The organism is Coprococcus eutactus (assembly GCF_025149915.1).
Classification (GTDB): domain Bacteria; phylum Bacillota; class Clostridia; order Lachnospirales; family Lachnospiraceae; genus Coprococcus; species Coprococcus eutactus.
The window spans coordinates 243,681-260,553 of record NZ_CP102278.1; the positions used below are offsets into that span (position 1 = coordinate 243,681).

Sequence of the window (16,873 nt, forward strand, 5' to 3'; positions counted from 1 at the left end):
TTGAAAATAGGTAGATAGAAATGAGCGAAAAGATATTAAGCGTTATAATTCCGTCCTACAACAGCAAGCCATACCTTGACAAATGTCTGGCATCGCTGATAGTTCCAGACAGAATGGATCAGATGGATATCATAGTTGTCAACGATGGTTCAACAGATGGAAGTGAGGCGATCTGTCAGGATTATATAAACAGATATCCGGACAGTGTGTCGCTGATAAATAAAGAGAACGGCGGGCATGGATCCGCTATCAACGCGGGATCGGAAGCCGCCAGAGGAAAGTACATGAAGGTACTGGATGCTGATGACTGGTTTAACACAGAGAGTATTCCTGAGTTTCTGGATATCATTTCAGGGGCATCTGCGGATGTGGTACTCACATGTCATCACACCATCAATATAAGCACTGGCGAGATAAAGAACTGGAGATGCTTCCCGGATGAGCCTGGAAGAGAGTACACCATGGAGGAGGTCATGGGCAACTGGAAGAACTTCGACAGAAGCCTGACATTCCACGGTATAACATACAGAACTGAGTTCTACAGAGAGCACGGTGTAAAGCTTGCAGAGAATGTGTTCTATGAGGATCATGAATATGCAACATATCCATGCTGTGTGGCTCACACCATACTCCCTCTTGGACTGTTCATATATGAATATAGAATAGGAGATGTCTCACAGAGTGTATCTGCGGAAAACCAGCTGAAGAGGATAGACCACACCAAGATGGTCATAGTCAAGATGCTGAAGAACAGGGTGGATATAACGGATCAGTGGGCTCTCGAGTACTGTGATAAAAAGATACATTTGCTATTGCTGAGTTTTATGGTTACTTCCATGTTGTGCGACCCCGACAGGAAAAAGGGCGTGGCGCGTGTAGATCAGCTGATGGGATATATAGCAAAGAAAGACAGACATGTTGTTGAGATGACCATGAGTCATTACAAGATACTCAAGCTTCTCAATGCGGCTCATGTCGGCCTGGAGGGCTACAACAGGATGCTGAATTCAAAGCTTTACAACAAGCTGAGGCATAACAAGAGTTTTGACTAGAGATTATATGATGGAGGATAGACATAAAATGAAAGTGAAAAGCGGTAGCTTTTTGGAAGTTTTTAATTACAAAGACCTTTTGAACCAGCTTGTTTCGAGAGATATCAAGCTTAAGTATAGAAGAAGTTTTCTGGGATATGTGTGGAGTATACTAAATCCGCTGCTCGTTATGATAGTAATGGTTATAGTATTTTCGAAGATGTTTGACAGAAAGATACCGCACTTCCCTGTATATCTGTTTGCAGGACGTATACTGTATGAATTTGTAATAGGCTCATGTGGCAAGGCGCTCGGAAGTATCACCGATAACTCGGCACTGCTCAAGAAGACATACGTGTCGAAATTCATGTTCCCGCTTGCCAAGATAACAAGTTCACTGGTGGACTGCCTGTTTTCGCTCGGAGCATTCCTTCTTGTAATCATATTTACAAGATCCCCGTTTTACTGGACCATGCTCCTGTTTCCAATAGTGTTCTTTCAGGCTTATCTGTTTGCCTGCGGAATGGGATTTTTCCTTGCACAGCTTCATGTATTTTTCAGGGATACAAGATATATATGGAATGCCATAACCACTATGTGGATGTATTGTTCGGCTATATTCTATCCGATCAGTATGCTTCCTGACTGGTTGGAATTCCTTGTGACATATTTCAATCCATTGTATGTGTATATCAGCCAGTTTAGAAGTATAGCTCACACGGGCACGCTTCCTGATCCTATCATCGTGGGACTTGGTTTTGCCTATGCTATTGTATTCTTTGGTATAGGAACCTTGTCATTCAAGAAGAATCAGGATAAATTCATTCTTTATATATAGGAGGTGAGTCTGATGAGCACAATAGATCACAACAAAGAGACACATGAGGTCAGCAGAGTGTTTACATCAAATGCACAGCAGACCACAACAGTTGCGGATGGTGAGACCATCATAGAACTGAATGATGTCACGATAAGATTTAACAAGAATAACCTCAAGGTCGACAATCTGAAGGAGTACTTCATACGTCTTGTCACCAAGCAGCTCATGTTCCAGGAGTTCATAGCGCTCAGGAACATCAACCTGCAAATCAAGAAGGGCGAAGCTTGGGGATTCGTCGGAACAAATGGAGCTGGTAAATCAACTCTTCTCAAGGTTGTTAGCAGAATATTGAAGCCGTCCATGGGAAGCGTGAAGGTGTCGGGAACTGTTGCGGCGCTCATAGAGCTTGGTGCTGGAATAGACCCACAGCTCACTGCCAGAGAAAATATATTCCTAAACGGAACACTCCTTGGTTACTCCAAGGAATTTATAGAGTCAAAGTTTGACGAGATAGTGGAGTTCTCAGAACTTCAGGAGTTCCTTGATTCACCGGTCAAGAACTTTTCATCAGGTATGAAGACAAGACTTGCATTTTCAATCGCAACGGCGGTTGAACCTGACATACTCATAGCAGATGAGATCCTGGCAGTTGGAGATCTAAAGTTCAGAAAGAAATGTAATGCCAAGATGGATGAGATGCTCAAGGGTGGAACAACTCTACTGTACGTGTCACACAATATTGCGTCTGTAAAGAAACAGTGCAGCAAGGCTATGTGGCTTGATCATGGCAATATAATAATGGTTGGAGATTCCGCTAAGGTATGCGATGCATTCCAGAAGGAGATGGAATCACCTGTGCCGATCATTTTAGGAGGCGCAAGAGACGGCGGTCCGGTGGATCCGGATACAGTTATGGAACCTGTTATTAACACGTTGGCTGATGCCGAGATAATAGCCGATGCAGCCAAGAAAGCGGCGGCTGAGGCTGAAAAGAAAGCTGCATCTGCAAAGAAGACTGCTGCGGCGGCAGCAAAGAAGGCGGAGGCTGCAAAAAAAGCGGCTGAGGAAGCTGAAAAGAAAGCTGAGGAGATGGCTGAAGCTGAGAATCATGATAAAGTCGAAGCCGGGGCTGAGACAGAGAGTGGAAAGGCAGATGCATCAGCTGAGTCCAACCCTGCTGAAGAAAAGACAGAAACAGCGAATGTAGATAACAAAGCTGTGAATGTGGATAATGAGGCGGAGAAGCCACAGGAATAGGGAATTGCACTAAATTATATATGAGTATAATTAAAATAAAGATGATTCACAAGACATAGGAGGATAGGAGTAATGTTACAAAGTGTAAAGTTGCAGAATGTTATGCTTCAGATGAATCTGGATATGAATATAGTTGATTATCCTGAGTTCAGTGCTATAGGCAAGGATTATAGATCGCCATTTACTTATGATTCAGATAAAAAATGCCATATAGTGCAGAAGTTTAACCGAGTCAATTTTATGAGTTATTTCAATTGCATACAGGTTAAGAGGTGGGCTGAATATACAGGTGTAAAGAACTTTAAACTTCATCTTACAATGAAGGGGAAGGCGAATATATCGGTGTATGCAATATATGCTGCCTCGGTTGCGGTAACATACAATACACTTTGCGATCAGGTTGTAGAGTGCGATGAGGTCAGCGAGGTTGTCATAAGCATTCCTGAAACAGACAAGGCACTTGTTGGATTCAGAATGGATGCTCTTGAGGACGTGGAGGTATACAGTGGATATTACTCCGGAGATATAGAAGAAGACAGAATAAGAAATGTCAACATTTCGCTTGCGACCACAACATTCAAGAAGCAGGAATACATCAAGAGAAATATCGACCTTATCAAGAAGAATGTTCTGTGTGAGGGAAGTGACCTGAAGGGACATCTTTTCGTGCACGTAATTGATAATGACAGAGAACTTGATCCGGAGGAACTTGATTCAGAGGATCTGAAGGTATACATGAACAATAATGTAGGTGGTGCCGGTGGATTTACGCGAGGTATGATAGAGGCTCTTCATAGAGAGGACAAGCCTACTCATGTTCTTCTGATGGATGATGATGTAATGGTCATGCCTGAGAGTTTGTTCAGGACATATTATCTCTTGAGGATTCTCAAGGATGAATACAAGAAGTGCTTCTTAAGTGGAGCCATGTTTGACTACGATATCCGTGAGAGACAGTATGAAGATGTAGGATATGTCCATAAGAATGATGGATCATACGGTCCGATAAAGAAGCCTATGGACATGAGAAACATATCTAATATAGTGCAAAATGAAAACTACAGCTTTGATGTCGAGGATGCGTATGCAGGATGGTGGTACTGCTGTATTCCTGTTGAGCACATTGAGGAGAGAGGACTCCCTCTTCCAGTCTTCGTAAGAGGTGATGATGTAGAGTTTTCACTTAGAAACAAGCCTGGATTTATTGCACTCAATGGTATATGTATCTGGCATGTGGGATTTGCTGGCAAGTTCAATGCTGCAATGGAGCTTTACCAGGTGCACAGAAACAGTTTTGTTATACAGGCTGCCAGTGGAATCTGTCAGGATGAGGATTTCCTTGCGAGAATTAAGATTATGTTCTGGAAGGATATCACAAGATTTGCGTACAACAATGCAGAGCTGCTTATTGATGCTGTGGATGATTACCTCAAGGGGCCTGAGTATATCAAGACTCTTGACGGCGAGAAGAGTCTGAAGGAGCATAATGCCAAGAACGAGAAGCTTGTACCTCTCTCAGATCTTGGATATTCAGGAGAACTCCCAACAGATCCGTACAAGTATGAGAGCCTCAACAGATTACAAAAGCTTTGGTATGTGATAACCATCAATGGTCACCTTCTTCCAAACTTCCTGCTCAGAAGAACGCCTTATATCATCGCATATGATTGGTTCTTTGTTCCTGGTAAGAACTATATGAAGAAGACGCTTGTGGCAGTGAACAAAAATAACATGACAGGTGCAATAAGACCAATTAACAGAAAGAAGTGCTTCGCGCTCATAAAGAGATACAGAAAGGTGCTTTCAAAATACAAGAAGACACATACGAAGGTGGATCAGGCATACAGGGATTCATTTAAGGAGATGACAACAGAGAAGTTCTGGAGAGATTATCTTCACATTTAGTAAATATACAAAAAAGGATAAGGAGGATAAAGAGATATGGCAAAGTATGATTACCTCATAGTAGGTGCTGGACTATTCGGTGCGGTATTTGCATACGAGGCAAATAAGAGAGGCAAGAGCTGTCTTGTTATCGACAAGCGTTCACACATCGCAGGAAACATTTACACGGAACAGATAGAGGGGATAAATGTACACAAGTACGGTGCACATATATTCCACACATCTGATAAGAAGATATGGGAGTATGTAAATCAGTTCGCAGAGTTCAATAACTATATCAACTCACCTGTTGCTTCATACAAGGATGAACTGTATAACCTGCCATTCAATATGAACACATTCAGCAAGATGTGGGGTATTAAGAAGCCTTCAGAGGCAAAGGCTATCATTGAGAAGCAGATTGCAGACCTGAACATCGGAGAGCCCAAGAACCTCGAGGAGCAGGCTCTGAAGCTGGCTGGTACAGATGTATATGAGAAGCTTGTAAAGGGATACACAGAGAAGCAGTGGGGAAGACCTTGTACGGAGCTTCCTGCATTCATCATCAAGAGACTGCCTTTAAGATTCATATATGACAACAACTACTTTAATGATCGTTTCCAGGGAATCCCTATGGGCGGATACACACAGATCATTGAGAAGATGCTTGAGGGTGCAGATGTCAAGACTGATACAGATTATTTCGACTTCATCAAGGAGAATCCAGACATCGCGGACAAGACAGTTTATACAGGTATGATAGATGAGTTCTTCGGATTCCAGTATGGTCCGCTTGAGTATCGTTCAGTAAGATTTGAAACAGAAGTTCTTGATGAGGAGAATTATCAGGGAAATGCAGTTGTGAACTACACACACAGGGATGTCCCTTACACAAGAATCATTGAGCATAAGCATTTTGAGTTTGGCAAGCAGCCAAAGACTGTTATCAGCCGTGAGTACTCAGCAGAGTGGAAACCGGGTGTAGAGCCATATTATCCGGTGAACAATGACAAGAACAATGCGCTCTATGAGAAGTACAGAGAGCTTGCTGAGACACGTAAAGACGTTATATTCGGCGGAAGACTTGGACAGTACAAGTATTATGATATGGACAAGGTAATAGCAGCAGCACTTGATTGCGTAGAGAACGAATTCTAAGACAAAGTATAAAAAGACACATTTGGAGATTGGAGCTTTACAGTCTCTGAATGTGTCTTTTTTGTTTAGAGATATATACACTTTTGTCATAACGTGATAAAATCATCTTAATTGTGGGCATCAGTCCAGGGGGTAATTTTAATAACAAAGGGTAAAGGGCGTATGTTGTTATGAGAAGAAAAAGGATAGGCGTACTCACAGCGCAGGCGGATGAGTATACTCAAAGCAGATTTCTTTCGGGTCTGTTTGAGAGATCAGCACAGCTTGGGTACGATGTATGTGTGTTTTCGATGTATCTGAAATGCCAGGACACGAGTGATCGTGGAATAGGTGAGTCGAATATATTTAATCTGGTTGAATTTGGGGCGTATGATGCTGTGATCATATTTACCGACAGAATAAAAACTCCGGGAATAGCTGAGGGACTTTTGTGGCGCTTGAAGCAGGAATATGAAGGCCCGGTTCTCGTCGTGGAGGATTATGTCGATGGGTATGATTCTGTAAATATAGATCACCGGGAGAATATCTGTAAGCTGACAGATCATCTGATAGATGTACATGGATATAAAGATATAGTCCTGCTTAATGGCTGGGAAAATAATATCAATTCAGAAATGAAGAAAAAGGGGTTTCTGGACAGTCTTGGAAAACACGGCATGGAATGCAGAGATTCCGATATATATTATGGTAATAACTGGTATGATTCGGGAAGAGAAATGGCGGATGAACTGCTGGATGACAGGGAGAAAATGCCGGATGCAGTTGTGTGCGCCAGTGACTATATGGCTTTGGGACTTGCTGCCGAACTCGAGAGAAGAGGAGTGAAGGTTCCGGAGGATATTGCACTTGTGGGATACGACACAACAGATCTGAATGATGAGAGAGCTATACCGCTCACATCTGTGGATATTCCAGCTAGACAGGATGGAATATATGTTGCTGACTGGGTAGATGCAAAACTTTCAGGGATAGATCCGAAGCCGTACAAATGCAGGGCACGTATACATTGGGGTAAGAGCTGTGGATGTAAAAAGTGTATGGATTCGGCTGCTGCAGATCAGGCGTACAGCAGCAAGGACAGTGTCAGGGTGTGGAATATTGATTCCCAGATGGGGGCATATGACACATATTACAATCACTTGATGGAGGATCTTCTGTCACAGACTGATTACAGAGGTTTTTTCAACACGGTGTTTCAGTATACACATCCAGATGGCAGTTTAAGGAATTTCAGCATATGCATGAATGAGTACTGGAATGCACCAGAAGTTATGATGGGGGCAAATGCACTCAGAGTAGGCTACACCAAGAATATATATAGAATCATAAAATATGGCGGATCAGACAGAAACAATGCTATAGATTTTGATGAGTGTTTCGATGTGTCGAAACTTCTTCCAGAACTTGACAATGACAGGAATGAACCAGAGGCATATATATTTACACCGTTGAATTTTAATGACAGGTGTTTCGGTTATGCGGCGATCAGTGGGGGGGGCGCTTTCGAGTCTTACAGCGGACTTTACAGAGGCATGCTGAAGCAGGTCATGCAGGGGATGGAGGCGTTTTACAGACAGGCAAATCTTCAGAAACTCATAGACAGGCTTAATGCTTCACAGACGAGAGATGACCTTACCGGTGTTTACAATTACAACGGATTTACTCATAAATGCAGGGATATATGCGAAGATGCGTTGATGAATGGAAAGCGTATTCTGCTATTTGCAATAGATATGAAAGGGCTTGGACAGGTCAATACCAGATTAGGCAGAAAGACTGGTGATGATGCAATACAGGTACTTGCCGATATCATCATGTCTTCAATCAGTAAGTCAGATGTGTGCATGAGAATGTGCAATGACGAATTTGTGGTTGCTTCCAGAATGGAAGAGGAAAATGAAAATTATGCGAGGGACGTCATAGAGCGCATCGAGGCTGGAACAAGAAGGTTCAATGAGGTTAATAAAGATGATTATAAAATAGAGATCTGTTATGCCGTGGATCGAGAGATGATCACAGGGGCGGAAGATCTTGACAAGTACATCAATGACCTTATAAATAATAAGAATAATATGAAGATGAAGGAGTATATAGAAAGCTCCCGCAATCCGGAGCTCACTGAGGCGGATCTGGAAAGAGACAGAATGGTTGCAGAGATACTGGACAACAATAGGCTCGCATATTACTTCCAGCCGATAGTGAATGCCAGGACAGGCCAGATATATGCCTACGAGGTACTCATGAGAACATCTGGTGATGAGTATGTGTCACCGCTCGATATAATAGAGAGTGCGGAGAGGATGGGTAGACTCAGCGATGTGGAGCGGGCGACATTTGTCAATGTACTCAGTCTTGTGGAAGAGAAAAAAGATGAGCTTGAGGGCAAAAAGATATTCCTCAACAGTATACCTGGTTGCAGACTTTCCGACAATGATCAGGAACTTATTGAGGAACTGCTTAGAAAGCTGGGAGATAAGATAGTTGTGGAATTTACGGAGGAAGCAGAACTCAGCGATCAGATGCTTGGAGAGATCAAGGAAAAGTACCTGGGGATGAATGTTGAGACCGCCATAGATGATTACGGTTCCGGCTATTCCAATGTAAATAATCTTCTGCGTTATATGCCGAGGTATGTGAAGATAGACCGAATGCTTATGACCAATATACATGAAGATCCGCAGAAACAGCATTTTGTGAAAGACATCATAGAGTTTGCCCATGACAACGACATAGTGACACTTGCCGAGGGGGTTGAGCTTAATAAGGAACTTAGGGAAGTCATACGTCTTGGTGCGGATCTGATACAGGGGTACTATACTGCTAAACCTTCGTCTCAGGCAATCCAAGAGATAGACAAGAAGGTCGTCATGGAGATAGTTCAGTATAATCAGACGGAGACGACAAAGTACGGAAAGAAAACATATGTTATCACTGATGAAGATGATATATCCATGGTTCAGCTTGCGTTCAACAAATATACTGCCCTCGATTTCAGAAAGATAGGAGAGGAATACAGACATATAAATATGACAGGCACGCCAGGTTTTAAATCAAATATTTTGATGAATATAGGGGACGGCTTCAGAGGTGAGCTTCGGATAGACAGTATAAGCCTTGGAGGAGAAAAAGGAACCCCATGTATAAAGCTTGGAAACAACTGTGACGTCAGAATAGTTCTGACTGGGGATAATGAACTGAGAACCGGAGGTATTCAGGTTCCAGAGTCGTCAAGACTGGAGATTGCCGGAGATGGAGATCTGAGGATAACTCAGGCAGGCGGCAAGTACTACTGCATAGGAAATGATCTGTCCTCAAGACATGGAGACTTGTATTTCAGCCAGGATGGAACTCTGTCTATAACTGCGACGGGGATGAGAGGTATAGGTATAGGTTCTGGACTTGGCGGCAACATATATATCAAGCAGGGAAGATTTGAGATAGACCAGCGTGGCCAGGAGGGTGTAGTAATCGGTTGTATGGATAGTGACTGTGAACTTCGAATTGAGAACTGTGATATAGAGATATATAACGGTATAGCAAGAAGTGTATCCATAGGCTCATACAATGGCAATGCTGATATCCAGATAGAGAATATTTCCGGGAAGATATCCGGAGCATCCATCTCAACAGCAGTTGTGGGAACTCTGGGAGGCAGCAAATGCAGGGTGAGGATGCAGAACATCAATGTAGTCATGAATGTCAGATCCAACGAGTGTTATGGAATAGGTTGTAGGAATGGGGATACGGATATAGAGATAAAGTATGCATATGTCAAGGTTGTGGCACAGGGAAGAAATGCTTATGCAATGGGAAATGGTAAACATACGGCGAAAATACTGTTTGTCAATTCTGATATTAACACTCAGGTCACAAACAGTGTAGGAATGGATATAGGCGCGGATGAGAAAGACATAACAATAGGCAATGGCAGGGTCAGCTTTCTTATAAATGGAATGGCCAGGGACAGAGAGGTTCAGACTGTAGACTTGTAGATCTGCCGATATATTTATGTTTTTTATGTTGAGATAAAGTCTGCTGTGAAGTATAATACTGCCGATTAAGTGATTTTTAGAAAGCTTTTTTGGAGATAATAAGTATGGTTTTTTCAAGTTTGATATTTTTATTTGTATTTTTGACTGCCAATCTCATAGTATATTTTGCAGTCCCAAAGGAGAAACGCAATAAGGTGCTTCTCATATTTTCATTAGTGTTCTACGCATGGGGTGGTCCGAGATATCTGCTGCTGCTGGCCGGCGAAACTCTGGTGAGCTGGATATTTGCGCTTAAGATCGACGAGGCGAGAACTGGATATACAAAGAGATCTGAGAAGTTCTATTTGGTTTGTGATATTGTGGTGATGCTTGGCTGCCTGGCTATATTTAAGTATCTCGGTTTCTTTTTCGGCAATTTTAAAATGATATTTGGCGTTCCAAAGGTGGTGCCGGAGCTGGTGCTTCCTATAGGAATATCATTCTACACATTCCAGCTCATATCATATGTGGTGGATGTGTATAGAAACCAGGTGAGACCGCAGAGAGAGTTCTGGAAGCTTCTTCTGTACTCAAGCCTTTTTCACCAGTGCATAGCGGGACCTATCGTTAGATACGAGACAATAGCTGATGAGATAGACAATAGAAAGATAACAGAAAATGACATATATATGGGTGTCAGACGATTTACGGTGGGACTTGCCAAGAAAGCAATACTTGCCAATTCCTGTGCAAGCATCGCCGATACACTTCTCCCAGCCGGTGTTGAAAGCCTCAAGGCACAGACGACACTTGGAATGTGGATAGGAATGATCGCGTATATGATGCAGATATATTTGGATTTTTCGGCATATTCAGATATGGCTATAGGAATGGGCAGAATGGTTGGTTTTCATTATGATGAGAATTTCAACTATCCATACATGGCAAACTCAGTAAATAATTTCTGGAGAAGATGGCATATATCACTTAGCTCATTTTTCAGGGATTATGTGTACATACCGCTCGGCGGCAACAGGTGCAGCACTGCCAAATACATAAGAAACATGGCGATAGTGTGGTTCCTTACCGGAATGTGGCACGGCGCGAGTTGGAACTATATATTTTGGGGGCTTTACTATCTAGCGTTCCTGCTCCTTGAGAAGTTCTTCCTCGGCGGAAGATTTGGACCTGTGGCATCACACATATATACATTGCTTGTCATCCTGTTTGGCTGGACGATATTTAGGTTTGAGAATCTTTCTGAGCTTGGTACTGTGCTTGCAGGAATGTTCGGAGTTGGCACTTCAGGATTTGCAAATATGGCGCTTGGAACCGTGTTCCTCAAGAACATTTTCTTCCTTATATTTGCAGGAGTGGCATGTACCAATCTGGGCAAGAGATTCAGAAAGACAATGATAGAGATGGGCAAGGAGAATGCGCTGGTGTTTAACGTGCATAATGTGCTGGAGATGATAACACCTGCCATACTTCTGATAGTGTCAGTGTTGGCGTTGGTTGGCGCGAGCTACAATCCGTTCCTGTACTTCCAGTTCTAGGAAGGATGGGTAGAAAAACAGTTGGTTATAGAGACTTATTGATTTAAAGAAATTGTATATTAGATCTCGGTCTGTGTTGGTATACTCAGGCGGGGAGACGAAAGTAGATTTGAGTGGATATGATATGAATAGAAGAAATTCAGGAAATAGTTCAAGACAAAATATCAACCGTAGCAGAAGACGGTATGTGAGAAGATATTCCAGAAGCCAGAAAATGAAGATCAGGAAGTTCAGGGCGATCGGGGTTCTGGCATTTGCGGCGATAATGGCGGTCGGAGCGTTTATCGGTCTGCTGTTCTTCGTAAGACCAAAAAAGTCTATGACAGAAAAAAGGGAATTGGCTAAATTCCCATCGTTTACGATAACATCATTTCTTGACGGTTCGTATTTTGAAGGTGTGTCATTGTGGTACTCAGACACATATCCGATGAGAGATAAACTTGTGGCGGCGGATCAGGGACTCAAGTCACTTTATGGCATAGAGACTGGAACCCAGATGGTTGGCGGAAACACTAAGGGCGATGATATCCCAGAGACTGATGAGAATGAAAAGAAGCAGAACTCCCAGACAACGGCGACAACTACCGAGGTGACAACCGAGGATCCAGAGATCGGACTTCCTGCAAGCAAGACAGGTTCCAAGGTGAATAAGGATGCCTCTACGGAAGACGGAACAGTGCAGACCGTTGATCCACCTGATTCGAAGGCCATGGATGCTGCGTTCCAGAAGCAGCTCCAGGATAACCTCTATGTGAAAGATGGCGCGGCGTACAGCCTGTATTACTTTGTACAGGATTCTGCCACTGAGTATATAAATGCGATGAACAATGCGGCATCAAAGCTTTCTGGTGTGGCAGATGTATACGACATACTTGTGCCAAACAATTCAGGAGTGCTCCTTCCAGATGACGATCTTGCAAAACTTGGGGGCTCTGACCAGAAGCAGGCGATAGAATATTACTATAGTATGATGCAGGGCGTAAAAACTGTGGATATATTCGATACACTCAAAGAGCACAATGATGAATATATCTACTTCAGGAGTGACCATCACTGGACGGCGGACGGAGCTTTCTACGCATATGAGGAGTTTTGCAAGACCAAGGGCATAACAGAGATACCGCTTGATAAGAGAAAAAAAGATATATTTAAGGGGTTCCTTGGCAGCTTCTACAATACCCTCCAGAATTCAGATATGAAGAAGAACCCTGATACCATATATGCTTATGAACCTATAGGAACAAATGATATGACTTACTGGAATGATGATGGTTCAGAGCAGAAGTGGAACGTTATAATGGATGTCAATGGTTGGGATAAGGGTACCCTGTACTCGACATTTGTCGGCGGAGATACACCGATGGCAGTGATAGAGAATCCAAAAGTCACTGATGGATCGACGTGCGTGGTGATGAAAGAATCATATGGAAATGCGTTCATACCGTTCCTAGTGGATCATTATTCCACTATATATATATTGGACTACAGATATTCAAATGTTAATGTAATAGACTTTGTTAAGGAAAAGCAGGCAGATGATCTTATCTGTATCAACAACATATCACTCATAGGTGATGAAGATGTAGCAGCCACGATAAGCGGCGTGCTGCAGTAGCATCAGTTGTCTCAGATAAAGGATATCAACAATACAACAAACCGGAGGAGATCGTTATGGACAAATTAGGGTTTATAGGTATGGGAAATATGGCACAGGCACTCTGTGCAGGATTTGTTAATTCTGGCAAGGTAGCGGCGGGAGATGTGTATGCATATGCACCGCACTATGACAAATTGCTCGGCAATGCGGAGAAATATGGATTTACTCCGTGCAGATCACTTTCGGAGCTGGTGGATGCTGTGGACACTGTCATCATGGCATGTAAGCCCTACCAGATAAATGATGTCCTGGTGGAGATCGGAGAGAAACTTCACGGAAAGGCTCTGGTGTCTGTGGCTGCAGGATGGGATTTTAAGAAGTACAGCGAGTATTTTGACAGTTCAGTGAGGGTTCAGTTTGTGATGCCGAATACACCAGCCATGGTGTATGAGGGTGTCATGCTCTTTGAGGCGCAGAACTCACTTGAGGAGGAAGAACGTGCACAGATAAAGGATCTGTTTGCAGCCGTTGGAATAGTTGAGGAGCTTCCTTCAAATCTCATGGGAATAGGCGGTGCTGTTACTGGATGCGGACCTGCATTTGTGGATTTATTTATAGAGGGATACGCCGATGCGGCTGTAAAGTACGGAGTTCCAAGACAGACGGCGTACAGACTGATATCACAGATGATCCTTGGATCAGCAAAACTACAGCTGGAGACCGGGGAACATCCGGGAGTGTTAAAGGATAATGTGTGCTCACCTTCAGGTACGACCATTTGCGGTGTGGCATCCCTTGAAGAGTCAGGGATAAGGAGCGCGTGCATAAAGTCTATAGACGCTATCATGAACAAGAAATAAGATAGGGGGTATCCACGGATACCCCCTATTCTTAGGTTTATGTTTTTATGTTGATATTATCTGAACATTAATATTATTTGAACTTTGAAAGGATACTTATAAGTCTTCTTATGTTCAGTGGCTTGGATAAGTGTTCATTCATACCCGCCAGGCGGCATCTCTCAATGTCCTTTGCGAAAGCATTTGCCGTGATCGCGATTATAGGGATCTGCTTGGCATCAGGGTGGTCAAGTTCCCTTATGGCACAGGATGCCGCGATGCCGTCCATAACAGGCATCTGAAGATCCATAAGGATTCCGTTGTAAGTGCCAGGGGCTGCGGCTTTGAATTTGTCCACACATATTGCACCGTCTTCTGCCCGCTCGCAGGAAATTCCATTCATGCCTAGAAGCTCAGATATCACCTCGTAGTTAAGTTCGTTGTCTTCTGCTACCAGAAGATGCATGCCGGAACATACGGATGTTATATCCGTGGCATAATCGCGGTCGCCGGTCCAGAGATCATCTTTGATGATGAAAGGAACTTCCACAGTGATAGTGATAGACGTTCCCTTTCCCACAGAACTGTTAACTTCTATATCTCCCTTCATCAGATCTACAAGCTCTTTTACTATGGCAAGTCCAAGTCCGCTTCCCCTCACATTGTTTATTCGGGTGTCTGTCTCGCGGGTAAACTTGCTGAACATATCAGCCTGAAATTCCGGCTTTATTCCAATTCCCGTGTCACTTATTCGTGCAACAAGGCGTATATTGTTTGAGTTGTCAATGCGCTCCTCGTAGAGATCAAAAGTTATGTCACCTCCTGCTGGTGTGAATTTTATGGAGTTAGACAGCAGGTTGGAATATATCTGTTTAAGTTTCAAGCCGTCTGCCATCACGTATTCATAGAGTATATCGTGGCAGCTGAAGGTTATGTTCAGTTCGTCGTTCATAAGCTCCTGGGCAAATATATGACTCAGGGTGCTGCTGATCCCTGATACGGACGTCTCGACGGGGTTGAGTTTCTGTCTGCCGTCCTCAAGACTGGTAATATTCAGTATATTGCTCACAAGCTGTTCGATATATTTTCCGGATGTGGTAAGCTTTTTTAGTGCATCACATACCTTTGGTGAGTTGTCTGGGCAATTTTTTGCTATATCCGCAAATCCCATCACTGCGTTCATAGGTGTTCTTATGTCGTGTGCGATCTTTGACAGAAATTCTGATTTTGCTTCATTTGCCCTGTTGGCTTCCTCTGCGAGCAGCATCCAGCTCTGCTCACGGCGCTTTTGCTCACTGATAAGACGGGTGGCATAAAGTATGCTGGTCACGTTGCCTGAAGAATCTCTCTTCTGTACTATAAAACGGGCAGAATGCCAGTTACCGTCGTTGGAGAGGTAATCCATAGCTATGGTCTCCTCGGTGTGCAGTCTCTCCGGTATAGTTGAGAGATCAAAGAACTGAAGTATTTTGTCCTGATATTCTGGTACTACAAAGCGGTGGCACAGTTCCTTCATCTTGGCTGATGCCCTGCCCATGCGTCCTGTAAGTCTGTGAACCTCATTGTCGCTTGAGACTTCTTCGTACATATCCAGTGCGAGGTCGATCCGGTATATGGAAAAGTAAATCTTACTTATGGCAGATATGATCTCATTGTTGAGTGTTGCCTCATCGAGAGCCTCCTGCAGCTGTCTTCTGGAGTTCTGTTCATAGGAGATAAGGTCATCTATGTTCTTGAAACCGATCAAGACTTTTGAGTCGGATCCAAAGTCAAACGGGAAGACCTCTGCCTCAAAGTACTCCTGCCCCACGGAGTTCGGTGTGACCTGATATCTGAATGACAGTCTGCCATTTATCGATATATGGCTTTTCAGGTGTTCGATGCCGAGCTGCTCAAGGAAATTTGGCGATGCAGACTTTATGACATAATTGTCGTAATATGATTTTATGAGGGCGGAATAGCACTTTGCATTGCCGGCCTTCAGATCACTTATCTTTGCCGCATTTGCCGTGGAGTCAAGTTTCAGTGGTTCAATGGTGTCAAGATTTAAGTCCACGCAGTAGACGGATATGTAATCTGTGCTGAGTATGGACAGAAACTTCTGGTCGCGTTCGATATCCATAAGGCTTTTCTCCAAAGAGCGGTTGCGCTGTTCAAGCAGCTCTGTCATCCTGAGTGATTCCCGGACATTTCCAAGGTGACCGCCCACAACTCCAAGGAGGGTGAGGAATGATTCAGATTCATTGATGTGCGGATTGTCAACGCCTATAAAGCCCCGGAGCTCATTCTTGTAGAATATAGGAAATGAAATCTCTGAGTGTATATTCTGGAGAGTTAATAATCTATATTCAGATGGCATGATATCCTTTACGTCATTGACATCATCGATTATGACACTGTCGCCCCGTTCAAAGGCATTCAGCCAATATGGCATGTCGTTTGGATGTACTGACTGAAGATCCTCTATAAATGGTTTCACATTCTCAGCACACCATTCGTAGGAGTTGCAGAAGTCACCGGTGGATTCGTCCTTGTCAAATATATAAACTCGCTCAGATTTTGTGTAGCTGCCGATTATCCTGAGCAGAGTCTGTATGGATGACCTGAGTTCGGCCCGGTTCTGAGCTCTGTCTATGGCGAACATCTGTTGCAGAATTACAAAATTATCCATAAAATATTCCCCCTTCATAATGGTTTCTTTGTTCTAAATGCTCATCGTATTTGTCCCTTTATGACAATTTTACTCGTAAGTGGACTAAA

At 43.3% G+C, this 16,873-nt stretch carries 10 protein-coding genes; 9 read left to right on the forward strand and 1 reads right to left on the reverse strand.

All coding sequences use genetic code 11. The annotated features are described in order from the left end of the window. Positions 1-20: 20 nt before the first annotated feature. The 9 genes from NQ536_RS00980 (at position 21) to proC (ending at position 14,134) form a co-directional block, all read left to right on the forward strand. Positions 21-1,052 carry a glycosyltransferase family 2 protein gene (locus NQ536_RS00980; protein ID WP_004852108.1) on the forward strand — a complete coding sequence of 344 codons (1,032 nt, stop codon included), beginning with the start codon at positions 21-23 and terminating at the stop codon, positions 1,050-1,052. Between the two features lie 28 nt (positions 1,053-1,080). Then, entirely contained in the window at positions 1,081-1,869 is a 789-nt protein-coding gene (locus NQ536_RS00985; protein ID WP_022059317.1) for an ABC transporter permease, read from the forward strand. 12 nt (positions 1,870-1,881) lie between these two features. Then, on the forward strand, positions 1,882-3,108 hold the full coding sequence (locus NQ536_RS13830) for an ABC transporter ATP-binding protein (RefSeq protein WP_004852104.1): 1,227 nt from the start codon (positions 1,882-1,884) through the stop codon (positions 3,106-3,108). 72 nt (positions 3,109-3,180) lie between these two features. Next, positions 3,181-5,013, forward strand: coding sequence for a glycosyltransferase (locus NQ536_RS00995; protein WP_004852103.1), 1,833 nt, complete (start codon positions 3,181-3,183; stop codon positions 5,011-5,013). Positions 5,014-5,049: 36 nt separating this feature from the next. After that, positions 5,050-6,150 (forward strand): UDP-galactopyranose mutase, encoded by a 1,101-nt coding sequence (gene glf, locus NQ536_RS01000; RefSeq protein WP_004852101.1) that lies wholly within the window; start codon positions 5,050-5,052, stop codon positions 6,148-6,150. 170 nt (positions 6,151-6,320) lie between these two features. Next, a complete protein-coding gene (locus NQ536_RS01005; RefSeq protein WP_004852099.1) occupies positions 6,321-10,142 on the forward strand; it encodes an EAL domain-containing protein in 3,822 nt (1,273 codons plus the stop codon). 104 nt (positions 10,143-10,246) lie between these two features. Then, positions 10,247-11,677: an MBOAT family O-acyltransferase gene (locus tag NQ536_RS01010; protein ID WP_004852098.1), complete on the forward strand. Its 1,431-nt coding sequence runs from the start codon at positions 10,247-10,249 to the stop codon at positions 11,675-11,677. Positions 11,678-11,801: 124 nt separating this feature from the next. Next, a complete protein-coding gene (locus NQ536_RS01015) occupies positions 11,802-13,292 on the forward strand; it encodes a DHHW family protein (protein ID WP_119201911.1) in 1,491 nt (496 codons plus the stop codon). Positions 13,293-13,348: 56 nt separating this feature from the next. After that, on the forward strand, positions 13,349-14,134 hold the full coding sequence (proC, locus tag NQ536_RS01020) for a pyrroline-5-carboxylate reductase (protein WP_004852095.1): 786 nt from the start codon (positions 13,349-13,351) through the stop codon (positions 14,132-14,134). 73 nt (positions 14,135-14,207) lie between these two features. Here proC and NQ536_RS01025 read toward each other — a convergent pair whose 3' ends face one another. After that, entirely contained in the window at positions 14,208-16,784 is a 2,577-nt protein-coding gene (locus tag NQ536_RS01025; RefSeq protein ID WP_155803869.1) for a hybrid sensor histidine kinase/response regulator, read from the reverse strand. Between the last annotated feature and the right edge of the window lie 89 nt (positions 16,785-16,873).

Excerpts from the sequence above, each read along its gene's own strand:
- NQ536_RS01010 (WP_004852098.1), top strand. The coding sequence starts at position 10,247 with ATGGTTTTTTCAAGTTTGATATTTTTATTTGTATTTTTGACTGCCAAT.
- NQ536_RS01015 (WP_119201911.1), top strand. The coding sequence starts at position 11,802 with ATGAATAGAAGAAATTCAGGAAATAGTTCAAGACAAAATATCAACCGT.
- glf (WP_004852101.1), top strand. The coding sequence starts at position 5,050 with ATGGCAAAGTATGATTACCTCATAGTAGGTGCTGGACTATTCGGTGCG.
- NQ536_RS13830 (WP_004852104.1), top strand. The coding sequence starts at position 1,882 with ATGAGCACAATAGATCACAACAAAGAGACACATGAGGTCAGCAGAGTG.
- NQ536_RS00985 (WP_022059317.1), top strand. The coding sequence starts at position 1,081 with ATGAAAGTGAAAAGCGGTAGCTTTTTGGAAGTTTTTAATTACAAAGAC.
- NQ536_RS00980 (WP_004852108.1), top strand. The coding sequence starts at position 21 with ATGAGCGAAAAGATATTAAGCGTTATAATTCCGTCCTACAACAGCAAG.
- NQ536_RS01025 (WP_155803869.1), bottom strand. The coding sequence starts at position 16,784 with ATGGATAATTTTGTAATTCTGCAACAGATGTTCGCCATAGACAGAGCT.
- proC (WP_004852095.1), top strand. The coding sequence starts at position 13,349 with ATGGACAAATTAGGGTTTATAGGTATGGGAAATATGGCACAGGCACTC.
- NQ536_RS00995 (WP_004852103.1), top strand. The coding sequence starts at position 3,181 with ATGTTACAAAGTGTAAAGTTGCAGAATGTTATGCTTCAGATGAATCTG.
- NQ536_RS01005 (WP_004852099.1), top strand. The coding sequence starts at position 6,321 with ATGAGAAGAAAAAGGATAGGCGTACTCACAGCGCAGGCGGATGAGTAT.